General features: G+C 57.1%; 13 protein-coding genes. All 13 read left to right on the forward strand.

Annotated elements, in window-relative coordinates:
* On the forward strand, nt 1-2,844 hold a 2,844-nt coding region (locus tag PA598K_RS00020; RefSeq protein ID WP_185601326.1), incomplete at its 5' end, for an extracellular solute-binding protein.
* Nucleotides 2,844-3,785 carry a carbohydrate ABC transporter permease gene (locus PA598K_RS00025; RefSeq protein WP_260405190.1) on the forward strand — a complete coding sequence of 314 codons (942 nt, stop codon included), beginning with the start codon at nt 2,844-2,846 and terminating at the stop codon, nt 3,783-3,785. The genes PA598K_RS00020 and PA598K_RS00025, both read left to right, overlap by 1 nt.
* The gene (locus PA598K_RS00030; protein WP_260405191.1) at nt 3,782-4,657 is read left to right on the forward strand and encodes a carbohydrate ABC transporter permease; all 876 of its coding nucleotides are present in this window, start codon (nt 3,782-3,784) and stop codon (nt 4,655-4,657) included. Before PA598K_RS00025 ends, PA598K_RS00030 begins: the two co-directional genes overlap by 4 nt.
* Before the next feature lie 45 nt (nt 4,658-4,702).
* The gene (locus PA598K_RS00035; protein ID WP_221414085.1) at nt 4,703-6,712 is read left to right on the forward strand and encodes a YIP1 family protein; all 2,010 of its coding nucleotides are present in this window, start codon (nt 4,703-4,705) and stop codon (nt 6,710-6,712) included.
* Nucleotide 6,713: 1 nt separating this feature from the next.
* Nucleotides 6,714-8,996 (forward strand): DUF5696 domain-containing protein, encoded by a 2,283-nt coding sequence (locus PA598K_RS00040; protein ID WP_128654883.1) that lies wholly within the window; start codon nt 6,714-6,716, stop codon nt 8,994-8,996.
* Nucleotides 8,986-9,882: a carbohydrate ABC transporter permease gene (locus PA598K_RS00045; RefSeq protein WP_260405192.1), complete on the forward strand. Its 897-nt coding sequence runs from the start codon at nt 8,986-8,988 to the stop codon at nt 9,880-9,882. The genes PA598K_RS00040 and PA598K_RS00045 overlap by 11 nt, the downstream gene beginning before the upstream one ends.
* A 2-nt stretch (nt 9,883-9,884) precedes the next feature.
* Nucleotides 9,885-10,931, forward strand: coding sequence for a carbohydrate ABC transporter permease (locus PA598K_RS00050; RefSeq protein WP_185601331.1), 1,047 nt, complete (start codon nt 9,885-9,887; stop codon nt 10,929-10,931).
* A gap of 112 nt (nt 10,932-11,043) precedes the next feature.
* Nucleotides 11,044-12,402, forward strand: coding sequence for an ABC transporter substrate-binding protein (locus PA598K_RS00055; RefSeq protein WP_128654885.1), 1,359 nt, complete (start codon nt 11,044-11,046; stop codon nt 12,400-12,402).
* A 113-nt stretch (nt 12,403-12,515) separates the two neighbouring features.
* Entirely contained in the window at nt 12,516-13,631 is a 1,116-nt protein-coding gene (locus PA598K_RS00060) for a Gfo/Idh/MocA family oxidoreductase (protein ID WP_185601333.1), read from the forward strand.
* A gap of 105 nt (nt 13,632-13,736) precedes the next feature.
* On the forward strand, nt 13,737-14,939 hold the full coding sequence (locus PA598K_RS00065) for a right-handed parallel beta-helix repeat-containing protein (RefSeq protein WP_128654887.1): 1,203 nt from the start codon (nt 13,737-13,739) through the stop codon (nt 14,937-14,939).
* A 38-nt stretch (nt 14,940-14,977) separates the two neighbouring features.
* Nucleotides 14,978-15,874 carry an AraC family transcriptional regulator gene (locus PA598K_RS00070; protein WP_128654888.1) on the forward strand — a complete coding sequence of 299 codons (897 nt, stop codon included), beginning with the start codon at nt 14,978-14,980 and terminating at the stop codon, nt 15,872-15,874.
* A gap of 191 nt (nt 15,875-16,065) precedes the next feature.
* Nucleotides 16,066-19,326, forward strand: coding sequence for a glycoside hydrolase family 2 protein (locus PA598K_RS00075; RefSeq protein ID WP_128654889.1), 3,261 nt, complete (start codon nt 16,066-16,068; stop codon nt 19,324-19,326).
* A gap of 34 nt (nt 19,327-19,360) precedes the next feature.
* The gene (locus tag PA598K_RS00080) at nt 19,361-21,169 is read left to right on the forward strand and encodes an L-fucose isomerase (protein ID WP_128654890.1); all 1,809 of its coding nucleotides are present in this window, start codon (nt 19,361-19,363) and stop codon (nt 21,167-21,169) included.
* Nucleotides 21,170-21,187 lie beyond the last annotated feature (18 nt).

Raw genomic sequence — 21,187 nt, forward strand, 5'->3', positions numbered from 1 at the left:
GAATCGCCGCCTCCCTATCTGCAGGTAATGGAGGAGCTGCTGGCCTCGCCGGGCATTGGCGTGCCCGAGGCGGCTCCAGTCGCAATCAGCGAACGTCGGGACGCGCGAGCGGCGGCCATCGAGATCGCGGCAGCCAGCTATGCGGCTGCCACGGATGATGCCGAGGTATCCGTCCGTGAGGATGCGGCAGCAGGCAAGCCGGTATTGGTGTGGGGCAACAGCTCTGGCAGTGTGGAATGGAGATTCGCGATAGAACAGGCGGGTTTCTACGAGATTTGGCTGGACTACCTGCCCACTGCGGAGGGGTACAACACGATTATCAGGGGCGTCGCCATCGATGGCGACTATCCGTATGCCGAGTCAGAGCGGCTGGAGCTGTCACGATATTGGATGGATTCGCGATACCCGTACAATAAGGACACCCTGGGCAATGAAGTGCGGGCGGCTCAGGTAGAGGAAGCCGGCTGGCGTACGCAAGCGCTGGCGAACTATGAGGCATCACCGTCTCCACTGCGGTTCTACCTGACGGCAGGCGAGCATCGTCTGCGCCTCGATGGCGTACAGCAGCCAGTTACCCTAGGCGCCATCGCCATCGTACCGGCTGCAGAGCTGCCCGCCTATGCGGATTATGTGCGAGAAGCTGCTCCTGCCGAAGCGGCAGCACAGCCGACAGCCATTGTGGTGGAGGGTGAGGCATTCCGCTACAAGTCCCAGGTCGGCATTCAGAAGCAGGCGCTGCAGGAAGCCGAGGTAACGCCGGATGGCGCAGGGCGGATCGCTTATAATGCGATGGGCGGCGACCGCTGGCAGAACGCCGGACAATGGTTGGAATGGGAGGTTGAGGTGCCCGAGGATGGCTGGTATGAGCTGGATATGAAATATAAGCAAAGCTACATCGGCGGGGCGAATGTGTATCGTACGCTCTATATCGACGGTTATATTCCGTTCCGGGAAGCAGCCTCGTACAAATTCCCTTACAGCCGCGGCTTTGCCGTGCACACGCTGCAGGATGGTAACGGACAGCCGTATCGCTTCTATCTGGAGGCAGGCATAAGGCAACTGCGCCTGGTCGCCGACGCATCGCCGGTGCGACGTGCTGTGCTCGCCTTGCATGAGATGCTGGCCGAGCTGCGCAAGCTCGATAACGATATCCGTGTTCTGACAGGCGATTACGGCAAGTATGGTGGCGGGAATGCCGATACGAACCGGACCTGGGAGCTGGAGCGGTACATGCCTGATATCCATAGCCGAATGCAGCATGCCATGGATGGCTTGCGACTTATTACCGACTATCTGGAGGGATTGAATCAGTCGGAGACCGACTTGACCACATCCATTAAGCTGTCGCTCGTGACGCTTGAGGATATGCTGGCCAATGTCGAGAAGCTCCCGAATCGGCTCAGCGAGCTGGCGGCGATTCAGAGCAGCATCGGCACATGGATATCCACTGCAGATACGCAGCCGCTGCTGATCGACAGCCTCGCCTTGCGTACGCCGGATACAGCAACTCCGCTACGAACGGCCGGCGCACTGCAGCGATGGGGCCATGCGGCACTGAGCCTGGCGCGCAGCTTCGTGCAGCCTTATACAGCAGAGCCGTTGGAAGGCGAGAAGGCGATCACCGTATGGGTGCAGCGAGGCCGCGATTATGTCGATTTATTGCAGGAGCTGATTACGCAGGATTTTACGCCTCGTACCGGCATTCATGTCAATATTAGTCTCATGCCGAATCCGAATGTGCTGATACTTGGCAATGCCGCCGGCAACCAGCCGGATGCGGCGCTTGGCATCGCTATGGAATCGCCTGTTGACTTTGCGATGCGCGGTGCGGCGGCGGACCTCTCGAAGCTGAAGGGCTACAGTGAAATCCAGACTCGCTTCCATCCCGGCATGATGCGGACCTACCAATACGGCGGCGGGACATACGGTCTGCCTGAGCTTCAGAATTTCCTGGTGTTCTTCTATCGGACCGATCTGTTCCGGCAATACGGGCTTGAACCGCCGGATACGTGGGAGGATGTCTACAAGCTGCTTCCGACCCTGCAGGAGAATGGCAAGACGCTGTATTACCCCGCCAAGGAGTTCGCGCCCTTCTTCTATCAGGCGGGTGTTGATTTCTACGCTGCCGACGGGATGTCGACCAGGCTTGGTGAGGAAGCGGCAGTTGCCCCGTTCGAGCAATGGCTGCAGTTGTTCAGGCGTTACTATCTGCCGCTGGAGGTGCCGGCGTTCTTCAACCACTTCCGATTCGGAGATATCCCGGCTGGCATTGCTGATTTCAGCACCTATATCCAGTTGGTCGCGGCTGCGCCGGATATTGCCGGTCACTGGGCGATTGCGCCGCTGCCGGGGACCCGCCAGCGCAATGGCGAGGTCGCGCGTTGGGCGCAGCAGCCTTCTACGGCAGCGATGATTATGGCTAACAGCAGCAAGCAGGACGAGGCCTGGCAGTTCCTGGACTGGTGGACATCAACAGAGACCCAGCTGCGTTATGCCGATCAGATCGAGTCTTTCCTCGGCGTGGAGTATCGCTGGAACTCGGCTAATCTGGAGGCGTTCGGACAATCCTGGTGGCCGCAGGAGCATCTGACGGCGATTAAGGAGCAGCTACGGTGGACCAAAAACATTCCGCTGGTGCCCGGTTACTATTATCTGGGTCGCGAGATGGATTTCGCCTGGAACCGCGTGCTGCTTGACGGGATGCCGGAGAAGGAAGCGTTGGAGAAGGCTGCATTGTCCATGCGGCGCGAGATGCAGCGCAAGCAAGAGGAGTTCGGGCTGGGCGCTGATGATGATTTGCGGCTGCCGCAGATCGACCAGCCTTTCGAATGGGGAAGCGAGTGATGAGCTTGATAGGGAAAATAACCCGAGGCATGGGCCGCCTGGCAGCCGACTGCTGGCATAACAGAACCGCTTATCTGTTTCTGGCGCCCTTCCTGGCGGTATTCATCATTTTTATTGTCGTCCCGGTCATCATGGCAGGTTTGCTGAGCTTTACCAGCTTTAACGGTTTTCAATTTCCTACCTTTGTCGGATTCAAGAATTATATTGCTCTCTTGTCGCAGGATCTGATCTTCCTGCAGTATGCCTTGCCGAATACGCTGAAATTCGCTTTGCTCGTTGGCCCAGGGGGATATGTCTTGTCCTTCCTGTTCGCCTGGCTGATCTATCAGCTTCCCAAGAAGGTGAGGGACGGGTATACGCTGGCCTTCTACGCGCCGTCTCTGGCAGGCGGCGTGGCGCTGGCTGTCGTATGGGCAGCCGCCTTCAGCGGCGACCGCGTCGGCTATCTGAATCATTTCCTGCTTAACATAGGTATCATCGATAATCCGGTGATATGGCTGCAGGACCCCAGCCATCTGTTGAATGTGATGATTCTGGTCTCGCTCTGGACCAGCTTCAGCGTTGGTTTCCTGGCGATGCTGGGGGGATTGGCGACCGTTAACCCCGAGCTGTATGATGCGGGCAAGATTGATGGTGTCCGCAGCCGCCTGCAGGAGGTCTACTACATTACGATTCCGTCTATGAAGCCGCAGATGCTGTTCAGTGCGGTGATGTCGATCGTGACGACGCTCAAGGCCGGGGCAATCTCGACGCAGTTGACCGGCCAGGCCATCACGCCGCGTTATTCAGGGCATCTCATTATTAATCATGTGGATGACTATGCTTTCTTGCGCTTCGAGTTAGGTTACGCCTCCGCCATATCGGTCGTTCTGCTGGCGATGTCCTACCTGCTCATGCGTTTCTTCTATAGAATCTTGTCCGCGAAGGGGGAGGGGCAGTGAAGCAGTTAACGAGGCGTTGGCAGCTCATTCGTTCGGCAGGCAAGGGAATGCTCCTGCTCTATGTATTTCTCACGCTGCTTGCCGTGTTTATGATGCTGCCGATTGTTTTTATTTTTAACCATGCCTTCAAGCCGCTGCATGAGCTGTTCCTGTTCCCGCCGACCTTTCTGGTCAGACAGCCGACCGTACGCAATTTCGAACAGTTGTTGTTGAGCGCGTCGAGCGATATGGTTCCGTTCAGCCGTTATCTGCTGAACAGCATTCTGGCCGCGGCGGCTACGGTCATCAGCGTGATTCTGATTAGCTCAATGGCAGCCTACGCGCTGGCGAAGCGGAGTTTCCCGTTCAAGGCGGCGATTATGGCCCTTATTATGGTGTCCCTGATGTTCGCCGCCGAGACAGTTGCCATCCCCAGGTATCTGATCGTGAGCTTCCTGGGTGTAACCGACACCTACTTCGCGCTAATTCTTCCCCTGCTCGCATCGCCTGTCGCGGTGTTCCTGCTCATTCAATTTATGGGTCAAATCCCCAATGAATTGCTGGAAGCTGCGCAGCTTGACGGAGCGCGGGAGTTTCAGATCTTCATGCGTCTGGTGATGCCGCTGGCGATGCCGGCAGTTACGACAGTAGCTATTATAACGTTTCAGGCTGCATGGGGGGATGTGGAGGGATCGACCTTGTTCATCCATAAGGAGCAGCTCAAGACATTGCCTTATTACGTCACGACCTTGATTACAGGGATGGCGAATAGTGTGGCCGGCCAGAACATTGCGGCTGCGGCAGGACTGCTGATGTTCCTGCCGACGTTCCTGATGTTCATCTTATTCCAGAGCAAGGTCAATGAAACCATGGTCCATTCCGGTGTGAAATAGGCAGCGTTGCAACTCTGAATTCTAATGCGAATGGGGATCGTGATGGTGAGAGCGACAATAAAAATAATGTTATGCCTGCTGCTTGCCGCAGCGCTCTGCCCTGCCGCCCTGGCTCTGGCCGATGCGCCCTATATAACGACTTATGTGGATGGCGAAGGGCGACGTGTGGTTATACAGCCGATCTATGTTCCCGGCAGTTTTATCGAGCAGTCATTCGTGGAGCCGGTGGATGTCTTCGTCACGGGCGTGGACCATGTCTTCGTCGTCGACCGCAAGGGCAATGCGGTCCACGAGTTCAATGCCCGGTATGAGCCGGTTCGCGTATATGGCACGGCAGAAGGGGAGGGGCAACTATCCGCACCGGAAGGGGTATTCGTGAGTGCTGCCGGAGAGGTCTACGTAGCGGATAGCGGCAACAGCCGGATTGCGGTATTCACACCGGAGGGTGAGCTGGCGCGGCAGTATGTCAAGCCTGAGGCTGCGGGACTGGACAGCAGCTATATCTTTGCGCCCAGCAAGCTGGCTGTGGATAACCGCGGGGTGATGTATATCGCGGTCAAGGGCTCCGGCCTGGGCTTGCTGCGCATGGGGCAGGACGGAGCATTTCGCGGTTTCTTCGGGGCCAACAAGGCGAATCCCTCCTTGCTTAACTGGATGAAGCGACTGATCCTGAATCAGGAGCAGCTTGATAAGGAAGTGGCCAACAAGCCCCGGCCAATTATGAATGTCGGGCTGGACAATTACGGGTTTCTGTTGACCGTCAGTCAGGGGCAGGACAGGAGCGGCAATCTTCGCCAGCTCAATGCTGGAGGCGTCGATCTGCTGGGCAGCCGCTCGCTGCTGTTCAGCGATATGCTCGCGGATGCGGCGATTGACCGGGCGGGGTTCCTGTACGGGGTTGAACAGCAGCAGGGCCGACTTGTCGTCTACAGTCCTGCAGGGGAGGCGCTCTTCGCCTTTGGCGGGCTGCAGACGTCAGCCCAGGAGAAGGGCAGATTCATCTATCCGACCAGCCTGGGTGTGAACAGCCGCGATGAGCTGATCGTTGCCGATAGCGGTATGGGGACGGTTCAGTTCTTCAGCCGCACAAGCTTCGGAGAATCGGCGCTGAAGGCGGCGAGCATGTATTACAAAGGAAGGTATGCCGAGAGTCGTGCCTATTGGGAAACACTCGCAACAGCGAACGAGATGTTCGACCTGACGTATCAAGGTCTGGGCAAGCTGGCACTGATGGATGGGCAATACAGCTTGGCAATGGACCACTTCCGCCAGGCGAAGGATGTGAAGGGTTACTCCGAGGCGTTCTGGAATGTCCGGCTGGACTGGATGCGCAGCTATGCGGTTGCCGCCGGACTGGCAGCGGCAGTGGCACTGATTGCCTGGCGACTGCTGTCCCGGCGCACCGTTGCAGTACTGGGTAGGCTGCCCTGGCCACCGGGCATCTCCCGCTATGGACGTGAGCTGGGCGAGGCGTTGCGTATCTGGTATAAGCCCTATGATGGCTATTATCGGCTCAAGGAGCGGCGCGTGCCCTACGCGGTTCTGCTTACCATCGTGCTGCTGGCGATCATGGCGCGGCTGTTCCATTCCTATGGAACCGGGTTTCTGTTCGACACCACTGAGCCGGGCAAGAAGAATGCCTGGATGGAGCTGGGCATTATCCTTGTTCCGTGGCTGTCCTGGGTTGCGGCCAGCTATCTCGTCTGCAGCGTGCGGGGCGGGGAAGGAAGATTCCGCGAGGTGGTGCAGGGCTGTGCTTACGCGCTGATTCCGTATATCGCCTTTACGGTCATCCTTGTGCCGCTGTCCAATCTCGTTGTGCTGGAAGAGAGCATTGTCTATACGGCGCTGTTTCAAATCATGCTGATTGTAGTTGCGGCCCACTTTTTTATTATGCTGCAAGTTATCCATAACTTTGATTTTATCGAAGCCTTGAAGAATGCGGCCTTATCCTTGTTCACGGTCTTCCTGTTGTGGTTCTTTCTTACCATTGTTGGCGGACTGACATTTAATCTATATGACTTTTTCTATCAGATTTACAGGGAGGTCACTTGACATGGCGGGTTACTCATGGGGCAGGATGCGCCGCTGGTTATGGCTGGCTTCGCTCGCCATCCTGCTCGCCATCACTACGCTGCTGCTGACCGGGCGAGGCGAGCCGAAGCCGGACCCTGTGCTGGCGCTTGTCCCCGCAGTTGCCGGTCAGGCGGCCTATTATGAGGGAGAAGCGGCGTGGGTACCGGACGGCAAGGCAGACAGCGAGGGCTACTATCTAGCGCTGGGCAACGAGCAGGCGGCCTTGTGGCTGCATCCGGAGACTACACAATTGAAGCTGGTCAACAAGCAAAACGGCTATGCATGGCGCAGTAGCCCGGCGGACACGGAGCTGGAGCAGGAGACGGTGAAGGGGCTGCTGCTCGGCAATTTGAAGTCGCCCTTCATCCTGGAATTCAGTCAGCTCAAGTCGGGCGGCAAATATACGCCTGAGCTGGCCAATGCAACGGATAATCGGCTGGAGACCACGATTACCCGCTATGATGCGGGCATTCAGGTTACTTATAGCTGGCCGAAGCTGGGTATTCGCTTCGCGATGCAATATGAACTGATGGATGGCGGGCTGAAGGTTACGATTCCCGAGCGTAGCTTGCGGGAGCAGGGGGATGCCCGCATTATGGCGATCTCTGTGCTGCCGTTCCTCGGCTCGGCTGCAGCGGCAAGTGCAACCGACAGCGATTCAGGAAGCGATGGACTTAACGGCGACAAGGATGATGGTTATCTGTTCATTCCGGAAGGCCCCGGCGGATTGATCCGCTTCGAGGCGGAAAGACTCGTCGTCGGGCAAGGCTTCAGCAAGCGGGTATATGGCTCCGAGCCCTCCGGCGGCGCTCGTGCTAATGAATGGGTAACACGCCCGGTCGCTTATCCGGTATTTGGTGTCAGGCATGGAGCAGATGCCTATCTGGCGATCATTCGCGACGGCGCGTATGAAGCCCGGGTGAAGGCGCTCTCCCCCGGCATGAAGTCCAATCGCTACAGTGTGAATGTGGACTTCATCTACCGCGAGGAGTATATGCGGCAGACGAGTCGCATCTCGCCAGCCATTGTTACGCTGCAGGATGGACTCACCGGGGGAGATCGGGTCGTCGAGTATCGGCTGCTCGCTGGCGATCAGGCGGATTATGCCGGGATGGCAATGCTGTATCAGGCCGATCTGGCGGCTCGGGGCATGCTTGGCGCCAGGCTGGAGCCTGTCGACGCGATTCCGCTGCATCTGGATATTGTCGGGGGGAGCACCAGAGCAGCCTTCAACAGCCGACAATATATCGCTACCACAACCTACAGTCAGGCTGAGCAGATGCTGCGCGCGCTTACGGCGCGAGGGGTGAGCAATATAACGGCGTTCTACTCCGGCTGGCAGCGCCAGGCGGGCGAGGATGCTGGCCGCCGCTATCCGCTTGCGGATCGGCTGGGAGGGGCTGCCGGTGCCCAGGACTTCATCACTGCGGCCCACGAGCTGGGTTATCGAGTGCTGTTCAAGGAGAAGCTCGTCTGGGCCGGCGACCATGGCTCCCTCTCGCCCAAGCGCGATGCGATATACGGGATGGACCAGGCAGCCTTCTTCGATAAGTGGCTAGAGGCCTATATCCTCCATCCGCTGCGAACGATTGCCCTCGGCATGCAGAGTATGGAGCGACTCGGCCCGCTTGGTGCCGACGGGCTTCATTACGATGCTGTAGGCGAGCTGAGATATGCCGATTACAAGACAGGACGTGAGCAGTCGCGGGCCCAGGCAGCGGGGTTATACCAGGCCTTGCTCGGGTATACGCAGCAGCAATTGGGGTTGTCGGCCGTCGATTACGGCTTCGCGGACACGCTGGGGGATGTCAATGCCGTTACCCGGTTGCCTATCGAACCAGGCTCGGATGTGCTGGTAGATGAATATGTCCCGTTCTATCCGATGGTTCTGCATGGCTATGTGGCCTATTCGGCCCAGCCGGGCAATCTGCGCAGCCAATTCGCGGAGGAGCAGCTCAAGGCGCTTGAATATGGCGCTGTGCCAGCCTATTCGCTGGCCTGGTCGTCCGCGCGGGCCTTGAAGGACACGCTGGATGACGAGATCTTCAGCGCCAGGTTCAGCGGCTGGGAGGATATGGTCGCAGAGGAATACGCCAGGTTCAACGAGCTGGCGGCAACGTATCATCTGCGTATCGTCGACCACCGCAGGCTGGACGATGGCGTATACGAGACGGTCTATGAGGACGGGACGCGGACAGTGGCAGACTACAATCGAATGACCTTCAAGACGATGCGCGACGGGGAGGTGCAGTATGGCGGGTAAGGAGCAACGCAATCGGAAGAGAGAGCTTCTGGTCTACCGCTGGAAGCGATACAGCATCGGCTATCTGTTCGTCCTGCCCTGGCTGATCGGGTTTATTGCTTTCATGGCCTTCCCACTGCTCTCTTCCTTATATATGAGCTTCAACGAGGTGCGGATGGGCGGCAATGGCTTCGCACTGAAGTGGGTCGGCATCGATAATTTCCGGCATGCTTTTGTTAAGGATAATGTGTTTCCGGTCGAATTGCTGCTGTATGTGCAAGAGATGCTGTTGATTATTCCCATTATCGTTATCTTTGCCTTGTTCATCTCCCTGCTGCTCAACCAGCAATTCCCGCTGCGGTTTTTATTCCGCGCAGTATTCTTCCTGCCGGTCATCTTCGCGACCGGGCAAGTGCTGAGCGAGCTGTTCTCGCAGGGCGCCGGAGAGCTCCCCTTCCTCGATCAGTATGGCATCGAGCCGCTGGTGCGCCAACAGTTAGGCTCGCAATTCGCTGAGCCGGCCCTCAATGTGTTGAGCCGGGCGGTGCTGATCCTGTGGTATTCGGGGGTGCAAATCACGATCTTCCTGGCAGGCCTGCAGTCCATTCCCAAGGCGGTCTACGAGGCGGTCTGGATCGACGGGGCATCGCCTTGGGACAGCTTCTGGACCATTACGCTGCCGAATATGCTGCCGTTCGTCAGTCTGTGTACCCTCTATACGATCGTCGAGCTGTTCACCTTCCCGCAGAATCCGGTTATCCGGCATATTCGGGCGAACATGTTCAAGGTGGTTACCGGTTATGGGTACTCCAACGCGCTGGCATGGATTTACTTTACGTTCATTATTGTGCTGCTCGGGCTGGCGTTATGGTTCATCCAGCGCAGCGTTCGGCAGAGGGGGGTCTAGCCATGAAGCATCACAACGATGGAGGCAAGGGGCTGGCAGAGGAGCCGGGCAGGCAGCAGCAGCCACCTGAAAGGCAACAGCTGCATCCTATCGGGCGGCTGCAGCGGCTGCGGGAGCTGGTGCAAGGCAGGCGCGGACAGATGGTGAAGCAGGTCGTGCTGGGTCGCCACCTCAATGACGGGCTGCTGGCGAAGCTGCTTATTTTGTTCTTGCTCTCCATCCTGGCTTTCTTGTATCTGCAGCCGTTGTTCTACATTATCTCGACGATGCTGATGAATGTGTCTGACCTGATTAATCCGGCGATTCGCTGGATTCCGCAGACCATCCATACAGATAATTTCTTGAAGGCATGGGATGGGCTACGCTATCCGACAGCCTTCACCAATACCCTTGTCATTGCATTGACCTGCTCGGCGATTCAGGTGCTCATGTGTGCGATTACCGGTTATGGTCTGGCCAAGTTTCCCTTTCCCGGCCGCGGCCTCGTCAGCTTCCTGGTGCTGCTGACGTTCCTGGTGCCGCCGCAGATCATTATTATTCCGTTGTACATGGTCTACAGCAAGCTGGGCTGGCTGGATACGCCGCTCGTATTCCTGATTCCCGCATTGTTCGGGCAAGGTCTACGCAGCGCGCTGTTCATCTTCATCTTCCGCCAGTTCTTCCGCCAGCAGCCGGCATCGCTGGAGGAGGCGGCACAGCTAGACGGGGCTTCTCCGCTACGGATGTTCTTTCGGATTATGCTGCCGCTGTCGGGCACAGCGTGCCTGGTCGTCTTCCTGTTCTCGTTCATCTGGTACTGGAACATGAGCTATGAGGCATCGATGTTCCTGCCCAAGGCGTATCCAACATTGGCGATCAGCCTGGAGAGGCTGGAGGACAATCTGGCCGGTATGGAGACGCTATATGTCACGACCAAGCAGGTTGACCCGCTGCATGAAGGGACGAAGATGGCGGCTTCCTTCCTGATTATCTTCCCGCCGTTATTGTTATATATGTTTGCCCAGCGCTGGTTCGTTCGCGGCGTTGAGCGGACGGGTGCAATCGAATAGAGCCTTGTGTGGCAGGCATATTGCATTCTGAGAGGGGGGTGAGGCGAATCATTAGCAGGTTGGACGAATAATCGAGAGATGAACATAAATAAAATTGGGAGGTTGGTCATCTATGAAACAATTAGTGAAGTCCAAAATGATTACCTTGGCACTGCTTCTGGTGTATCTGTTGAGCGCTTGCTCCGGCGGCAACAGCGGCAATCCGGTAAAAACGAACAACAACGGCGATATCATGAAGGAAGAAGAGGGAGTAAGCAATGAGGAAAATCAAGACCCCGTGACGCTGCGCGTCCTGATGTGGAGTGATCGGCTGCAGCCGCTGTTCGATCTGTTCACAGCCCAATATCCCTGGATTACTGTAGAGCCAGTCTATCCCAAGGATGGCGACCTGGTGGGGACGTTCGTAGCGATGGATGCTGCGGGCACGCCGGTGGATCTGACCTGGCTGGTCGATATGTCCGCCTACGTCAAGGACGGTATGTTGGAGGACCTGAAGCCTTACATGGATAAGGACCCGGCGATGAAGAAGATTGAATTTATTCCTGGTTTTATCGATGCGTACGATATTGGCGACAAACGTTATGCCGTGCCGCATGTCTATGCGCCTACGTATATTTATATTAATAAAGAGGTCATGTCGAAGTATGGGCTGGAGATGCCGGAGCTGGATTGGACGATGGATGAATTCCGCCAGCTTGCGAAGGCGGCCACCGACCCGGCAGCCGGCGACTACGGCCTGGCGTTCGACTCGATGTGGGGGCACCACTTCCTGACCGCCCTTGCGGTAGCCAACGGCAGCGCTGCCAATACCTATTACATGAACGAGGATTTGACACAATCTGTGCTGCATACGCCTGCTGTCATCGATGATGTGAACTGGCTGAAGTCCTTCGTCACCCAGGATGGGTCGCTATTGAGCCTCCAAAAGGGCACGGAGCTCGGCTTGCAATCCGGCATCAGCGATTTCCTGAACGGCAAGTCGCTGTTCGCCTTCGGCGGAGACTGGGTGCTGCCGACGCTGGAGTCCGAGGCGAGCTTCGAGTGGGATGTGCTGCCGCTTCCGGCTGGCAAGGATAAGCAAGTGACGTGGGGCCTGCTGATGGCGATGGGGATGAACGCCAACTCCAAGAACAAGGACGCCGCTTATAAGTGGATCAGCTTCCAATACGAGCTGGAGGCGCAAAAAGCAAAAATCGACATGGGTGCCAGTGCAGCAATCGTTTCCGATGAGCTTGATCAGTATTACGAAGAAACGCCGATCTGGAAAGGGCGTAATGTAGACGCTGTGCGCTATACGAACAAGCTGTCATGCTGTGGAGACAAGACCTCGCGCATCCCTGCCTTTAGCGAGAATCCATGGGGCCTTCCCAGTAATGTCGTGATGGGCGATAGCCAGATGCAGGATGTTATTCCGCAGGTCGAGGCCTGGAACAAGCGAACCCTGGAGGTACGGAAGCAGTTGGGCTGGTAGCAGAAGGGTAGGGAACAGGGCCGGGCAGCAGCGCGGCGCACATGAACGGACCGCAGCTATCCGCTGTATGCCCGGCCCTTTTGTTAATCGCCATCTTGAGGAGTGTGTCGGGAGTGAAATACTTTAAGAAGAAGGTTCGGATTGGACTGGTTGGCTATCAGTGGGCGGGAACGATGCATAGCCGGGCATACCGGGAACTGGCAAGCTATGAGGATGCGGCGATGGGACCTGTCATGCAGACATTGGTTGGACGCAACGAGGAGCATGCGAAGCTGGCTGCCGTCAGGTTAGGCTGGATGTCCTATGAGACGAATTGGCGTCGGCTGCTGATCAGGGACGATATCGACATTATCGACATCGCCTCACCGACTGCATCGCACGCGGAGATTGCGATTGCCGCGCTGGAGGCAGGCAAGCATGTGATCAGCGCCCACCCGCTCGCCCTCCATTCCGCAGATGCTGCTCGTATGCTGGCCGCTGCCCGCAAATCGCAATGCATTCATATGGCAGCGAACCATCTGCTCTATGTGCCCGCGATTCGGGTTATGAAGCAATGGGTGGAAGAACGAACAATTGGTGAATTGCGCTCCCTGCAGATTCATTATTCCGATGACAGCTTGCTGGGGCAAGCTGTCGGTATCGGCCGTTACCTGGCTGGCGAGTTCGGCAGGGTGACTGCTGCGGCGCTATCTGAATATGGCAAGGAGGGTTCGTGGCAAGCCGGGGTGTCAGAGGAGCGGGCAAGAGCGGCAGATACCGCTTCGAATCGCCTGACGGCGAGCGCCGCGGAGCAACAGCCGCAGGCGTTCCTGGCGTCTCTCGAGGGAGGTGTAGCGGGCATCTTCTGCTACGCCCCGTATAGCTGCGGGGGGCGGCGCGGTATCCGAATCGAGCTGGGCGGCACGCAAGGGATGATCCGCTGGAGTATGGATAATATGAATCAGTTAAAGCTGTACGCACCAGAGCAGAGCCATGGCAAGCGTGGCTCCCGCAGCATCCGCTGCACCGCGGAGGAGCATCCGCAGGCGTCCTATTGCTGGCCGCTCGGACAGACGATCGGCACGGAGCACACCTTCTACAGCATGATTGGCGCTTTCCTGCAGTCGATTCTAACGGGCAAGGAGTTGACGCCATCCTTCGAGGACGGATACCGCAATCTGCTGGTTAGGGAGGCCGTGTATACGTCTGCGGCAGAGGACAGGCCGGTGGATATCCTGTATTCGAAGTGACGGAAGGGGGGGAATCCGCTACAATAGATGCAGGTAGGGGTATGAATAATCGTTGCCGCGAGGGCAGAGATCCCGGCGGGCGGATGGCCAAAAGGGGCGTTGAGGATGAGCAAGGAAGAGCGAGAGCTAACGGATGTAATTAATGTACGGGCGAATGGGGCGGCTGGAGACGGACAGACCGATGATTACGAGGCGATTCAGCGTTGTATAACCCTTGCCGAGCAAGCGGGCGGAGGAACGGTCTATTTCCCCCCGGGTAAGTATGTGGTCAACGGGACGTTGAGCCTGAAGCAGGGAGCTGTCGGATTGGCGGGCAGCAACGCAGCAGCAACGGTAATTGTGGAAGCGAATACAAGCGTTAGCCTGCTGGAGGTCGGTAACAATGGCAAGGTCGTCAACCATACGACCATTCGCGATCTGAGTGTTGAATATGCGGAGCCGGGAGCCACCGGGGCGTTAATGACGTTTCATAATGTATGGCGTACCTATCTTATGAATGTTCATTTCGGCAACTCCGGCTGTTATTACAAGATGGGGTCCGGTGTATCGGTTGTCGGAGGCGGGCAGTTCCATATCCTGCAATGCATCTTCAGTTATCCGCTGCAATATGGCATCTACACGGCGTTGATCGGCGACGTACATATGGATAATCTGGAGATCAATCTGGCCGAGGACGAGCAATCGGTGGGCGCTATCTTCGATAGCAATACAGGCGGCATCTATGCAACCAATGTCAATGTCAACAGCGGGGGGACAGGCTTCCGCTTCGTCCATTCCTTCACGGATACGCAGCCGCCCAATTACGGCTTCTTCACGAATTGTCTGGCCGACACACAGTTCGGCGGCAACGGCTGGGACTTCCAGTGCGCGCTGTCGATGGTGCTAACCAATAGCTGGGCAGCCACAGCCAAGGGTATAGGCATCTATGCGGATCGCGTAACGGGGCTGGGTATCCATGATTCACGGATTTATTGGAACGGGGAGGAGGGCATAGCGGTAACAGGCCATGCCCGTGATGTGACGGTGTCGGGTTCGCGCATCCATGGCAACTCCAAGCGGGAGCCTGGGGAACGATCAGGCATTCGAATCGATCCGGCCGCACGGAATGTGATGGTGACGAACAATCGGATCGGGGAAGGCGACGGTTTCCCGGACAATCATGCGTATGCGATCGATATCGGAGCTGGTGAAGCGAGAGGTCTGATGGTACAAGGCAATATGCTGCTCACGAATCGATCGGGCGGCATCCGTGACAGCTCTGCGGGCGGCAATAAGCATATCGCAGGCAATTGGCAGGCTGAGGGCTGACGATTGCTTGTTCTGGAGGAGAAGGGGGCGACTGAGAGGTGGATATAGCTCTACTCAACAACATCTCGCCGCTTGTGCGTATTGTGAAGATTATCAAATCCTGGGTACTGTCCGGAGAATGGATCGATTATGACAATGTCTATACGTATATTGAGCAGGGAACAGCCGATTTCATTATTGGCGGGGTGAAATATACAGTTGCCGAGGGGGATGCTGTACTGATCCCGCCGTTCACCCACCATTTTATCAACGTGACAAGCGAGGAGCCGTTGATTCAGTATATATTTCACTTTGATCTGCACTATCGCCAGGAACGCAGCCATTGGAAGCGGGTCGGTATCGTTCATGAGGAGCAGCGCAAGAAGTGGCCGGAAGAGCTGCAGCTTGCCGGGTTATTCCCGGTTGTCCATCTGCAGCATTCCGAACGCTTCGACCTCAAGCGGGCTTTTCTCGTGATGCATAAGGAATTCCGCGACAAGCGGCTCGGCTATGAGCTGATTGCCAAGTCGATGACGATTCACTTGCTGGCCATTTTTATGCGCAACCGCCAGCCGGAGGAGGACAACGAGCAGGGCAAGGTTACGAAGGGCTGGGCTGTGATTAAGAAAAGCATTGATTATATTCACAAGCATTACGCCGATCCTAATCTGGACAATGATCGCATCAGTCTGGAGAGCGGCGTATCCACCAGCCATCTGTCGTTTATTTACAAGCAACAGCTCGGCGTTACGATTCACAGCTATCTGGTTCACGTGCGGATCGAGCAGTCCAAACGACTAATTCTGCACGGCAATGATACGCTGACGAACATCTCCGAGAAGGTCGGCTATGCGAGTATTCATCAATTCAGCAAGGCTTTCAAGAAGGTTGCGGGTATTACGCCCAGCCGTTTTATTGCGACGTATGCCAAGGAATTACGGGAAGCAGACCATTAGTTGGGGTGTTCCTAAGGCAGAACAAGCCTGCCCCTGAAATCATCGTTTTTGACAAAAAAGCATGTTTTAACTTAAAGACTTTACCTGGAATCTCTCTATAATTATAGGTAGCAAGTAAGCGTTAACACGCATTGCGACTTATCATTTAGGAGGGATTTTTTTCTGTGAGTGGGGATACAGGAATCAAGCAAATGTTGATGCTAAATGGCGATGACTGGTTGATTCGCAGCAGTGATGAAGAGACGGAGGCTTATCGCAGCACCTTGCCGTCTGTAGAGGAAGCGGGCTGGATTCCGGCCATGGTCCCGGGCAATATTCAAGCGGATTTGGAGACGGCCTGCGAGCTCAAGCCGCTCTGGTACGGTACAGGCGACGAACGCCTGGTCGGTGTCGCCCAGCGGGACTGGTGGTATAGCAAGCAGTTTGACATCCCGGATACAATGGCTGGCAAGCGAATCAAGCTTTATTTTGACGGTGTGGACTATGCAAGCGAAATCTGGGTTAACGATGTGCGCGTTGGCACCAATGAGGGAATGTTTAAAAGATTCAGCTTCGATATTACCGAGCTGGCCAAGGTAGGGGAGACGAATCGGGTTGTCGTGCTGCTGACGCGGATGCCGGAGGAAATCTTGCCGTATCTGTTAGGATCGGATGGCAAGATGAGCGGCGAAGGGACACCGTATTTTTTTGTCGAGGCGAACAACAAGGCACGTCAGGTTCTCAAGGGGCTGAAGAGTCCAGCCAACTTCAGCTATGACTGGGGGACGAATATCTGGACGCTTGGCATCTGGCGGGATGTGTGGCTGGAGGCGACTAGCGAAGCGGCGATCGAATGGACAAGGGTAGAGGCGCAGCTCGATCCGGAGTACAGGCAGGCGACGATTCAGGTTGCGCTGGAGATTGACGCTGCTGTTGGCGGCGAGGCAGTCATCAGCTACCTTCTGGAGGGCAACGGACAGCAGGTCCGGCATCAGATGAAGGCGGTGCTGGCGGCTGGGAGCAATGTGGTTCAAGGGGAGTTTGCCCTGGCTAACCCAGCCTTATGGTGGGTGCATGGCTATGGCGAACAGCCATTGTATTGGCTCCATGCGGAGCTACATGTGAATGGCACAGCCAGCGATAGCACGAGGGCGAGATTCGGTATTCGCGAGATCCGCTGGGAGCAGGTAGAGGGAGCGCCGGAGGACTTCCCCAATCCGTTCCGCCTGGTACTGAACGGGGTGCCGATTCGCACGATGGGTTCCAATCTGGTGGCGCCGGATTTGTTGTACGGGCGTATTGGCGACAGGGGCCGCCATTTCATCGAGATGGCGCGTGAATGCAATATGAATACGCTTCGTCAGCATGGCGGCCAGGTCGTATTCCCCCAGAGCACCTATGATGCGGCTGACGAGTTGGGCATTCTGTTGTTGGTCGATTTTCCGATAGCCAACTGCGTACCGGAGAATGAGCCGGTGTTCCTGGCGAATTTCGAAGAGACGCTGCGCAATATCGTGAAGCAGTTGCGCAACCACCCTTCAATTATAGAATGGTCCGGGGGCAATGAGCTGGAATGGTACTTCAAGCCAGGCTCCGACCATGCTGCCCTGCGGATTCAAGAGAAGGTGACTGCGGAGGAGGATAGCCGTCTGTTCAGGGCAACATGCCCGATTCACGGCTCGCGCCATGCGCCATGGGACTATAATCCGGATTTTCACTATCACCAGTTCAACCAGGATATTAAGGATAACTTCGGAGAAATTCCGATGATGCGATACGGCGAAGTAGGCTGCCAGACGCCATCGAATGTAGAGGTGTGGTATCGGGATATCCCGTTGGCCTCGCAGTGGCCCATTAATGAGGATGATCCGGCACTTATCCGTAAGAACGTAGTGAATGCTGTGTTCGCCAAACAATTCTGGCTAGCCCAGAATGTGATTGAGCGCTTGTTCGGAGAGCTAGACAGCCTGGAAGATACAATTAAAGCTGGACAGTTCATCGGAGCGGAGGGCGTGCGTTATATTGCCGATGCCCTGCGCGCCAAGGGCAAGAGGCTGGGCGGGTTCACGACATGGGATTACAATGAGCCCTGGCCGAATGGGGCGGGCAGCTTCATGGTCGACTACGATGGTCGGACACTGATGAAGTACCACTTTATTAAGCAGGCACTCGCTCCCATCGCTATTCAGATGAAATATGATTCCCTGCTGTACGATATGTTCAACGGGCATGAAGTGGAGCTGTTGCTCGTCAGCGATGCGCTAGATGAGGTCAGGGATCTGGAGTGGAGCTGGAAGGCGCGCGATCGCAGAGGGGCTATTTTCGCCGAAGGTGCAGGGACAGCGAGGATTGCGCCACATGAGACCGTGAGCTTGCAGACAGTGAATCTGCTGCCGCCCATGCGGATGCGGCTGGGGCCGATGATAGTCGAATTGGCGCTGCGTAATGCGGAGGGCGAGCTGATCTCCGAGCGTACGTATGTGTTCGGACCGAAGGGGCCGCAAGGCGCGTTGAAGGGATTGCTGGACAGCAAGCTGAACGACCCGGAGTTTGGCGTGCCTTATGTAACTACAGCGATCAGTGGTGCGCCAGTCAAGGTCACTGAGCTGGTCATTACGGGGCAGCAGCATGCTATCGCGGATGGCAAGGAGCAACTGGCGATTACACTTGCGAACCGAGGTGAGGTGAATGCGCTCTTCCTTGAGGCGCATCCGCAGCTTGTGTACCGTACGGATCTATTCGTCGATAATCAATTCGTCTCGATACCGCCAGGAGAATCGCGCACGATTACGATCAAAGCGAGCCTGCAGCCGCAGGACGGGTTGACGCTTGAGCAGACAGGCTGGTTAATAACAGCCTGGAATGCGCCATCGCTTACTGTAGAGTCGGCAGGCTCCGTGCTGCTGTCGATGGGACGCAAGGATGCGACGACAAGAGGGTATGCGGGGGTGCCGACAGCCACAACAGACTTAGCCGCTGTTGAGAGCATCGGCGAAGTGGCGGCCGGCAACGAGGAGGTGCAGACGCTCGACAGCAACGCCGCAATCGAAGGGACGGCGAAGCAGGTGGCTGCATCAACACCAGCACTGGCGGCAACCGGACAATCCGGCGCTCATGCGGGACGGACTGTCGTTGCGGCTGCTGTGTGGCACAAGCAAGGCGAGTCGGCTACGCGCTTCACCTTCACTGCGCCATCCGAAGCGGTGGGAAGTGTAGCCAGGCTGCGTATCCACACGGCGGACCAAGCGCCTTCAGGAAGCCTCGTGCGCATCGTGCTCAATGGCGAAGAGCAGCGCCTGCCGCTCGCTGCCGGGCTGGGTATTCAGGAGTCCGACCCTGCTCATCTCGCCTATCCGAAGACACTGGTAGCTGTACTGCCAGAGGGAGTCATACGGGATGGGGAGAACCTGCTAGACATTGCTGCTGAACAGGGCTGGTTCACATGGGATGCATTGGATCTGACAACGAGCTGATTCGCTGGTTGGAACAAAGGAAGGGGGCAGGGAAATGGGCAGTTGGGATTGTTATCGATATCAGGGTGAATTCCCTACCATCGGCATTCGCCCGGCAATCGACGGGCGACGCGGCGGTGTTCGGGAATCGCTGGAAGCGGTGGCGATGGGGATGGCCGAGCGGGTAGCCAGCTTACTGGCAAGCGAGCTGCGTTATCCGAATGGCGATCCGGTCACATGCGTCATTGCAGATCGCTGTATCGGAGGCGCAGTAGAGGCGGCGGCAGCGACGGAGCAATTCGCACGCGCTGGTGTCGGGCTGGTCATCACGGTCTCGCCGTGTTGGTGTTATGGCGGCGAGACGCTGGATATGTCCCCGTATCTGCCTCAGGCAATATGGGGCTTCAACGGTACGGAGCGGCCAGGTGCAGTCTACCTGGCAGCCGCGCTGGCCAGCCATAATCAGAAGGGCTTGCCCGCGTTCGCCATCTACGGGCGAGAGGTGCAAGACGCGGGAGAGGAGGCGATTCCTGCCGATGTCCAGGAGAAGCTGCTGCGCTTCGCACGCTGCGGTCTCGCCGTTGCATTGATGCGCGGCAAAGCGTATTTGTCGATGGGCACGGTGTCGATGGGGATCGCGGGCTGTGTGATCGACGAGCGGTTGTTCCAGCGTTATCTCGGCATGCGCAACGAATACATCGACATGTCGGAGTTTTCACGCAGAATCGAACAGGGCATCTACGATCAAGAGGAGTACGAGCGGGCGCTGGCCTGGACCAGACAGCATTGTGCCGAAGGCGCGGACGGCAACAAGCCGGAGCTGCAGCTCTCCAGATCACGCAAGGACGAGGACTGGGAAACGGTGGTGAAGATGACGCTGATCGCGAGGGATCTCATGGCAGGCAACCCGCGCCTCGCCGGATTGGGCTGGGGCGAGGAAGCGCTCGGCCATCAGGCGATTGCGGCGGGATTCCAGGGGCAGCGGCAATGGACCGACTATCGTCCCAACGGCGACTTCATGGAGGCGATACTGAATTCCTCCTTCGACTGGAACGGCAAGCGCGAGCCGTATATTCTCGCGACAGAGAACGATAGCCTCAATGGGGTGGTCATGCTGATGGGGCACTTGCTAACGAACACAGCGCAAGTATTCGCCGATGTGCGCAGCTACTGGAGCCCGGATGCCGTCGAACGCGTGGCTGGTGTGCGCCCAGGCGGCCTGGCAGCGGGCGGGTTCATCCACCTGATTAACTCAGGCCCTGCTGCGCTAGATGGGACGGGCGAGCAACAGCTCGGCGGGGAGCCCGCGATGAAGCCGCATTGGGCGATCACGGATGAAGAGGTACAACGATGTCTGGCTGCGGTGTCCTGGTGTCCGGCCAACCGCGAATATTTTCGCGGCGGCGGCTATTCGACGGATTTCACGACACGAGGCGGCATGAAGGTTACGGTGGTCAGGCTGAACCTGATTCATGGCATCGGCCCGGTGCTGCAACTGGCAGAGGGGTATACGGTAGAGCTGCCGGAAGAGGTTCATGCCATTCTGGATCAACGCACTGACTCTGCATGGCCCACTACCTGGTTTGTACCGCGACTGATCGACGGGGGGCAGGGCCCGTTCCGCGATGTGTTCTCGGTTATGAAGCATTGGGGCTCTAACCATTGCGCGCTTAGCTACGGGCATATTGGCGCTGACCTGATCACATTGGCCTCGATGCTGCGCATTCCGGTGACGATGCATAACGTCGCGGAGGAGCTGATCTATCGCCCGGGCGCATGGGATGCATTCGGGGCACATGATTCGTTCGGCGCCGATTATCGCGCCTGTGCGAATTTCGGCCCGTTGTATGGTTCGTTTCATTAAGGAGAGGAGAAGAGGGAT

Source organism: Paenibacillus sp. 598K, from assembly GCF_003851045.1.
Classification (GTDB): domain Bacteria; phylum Bacillota; class Bacilli; order Paenibacillales; family Paenibacillaceae; genus Paenibacillus_D.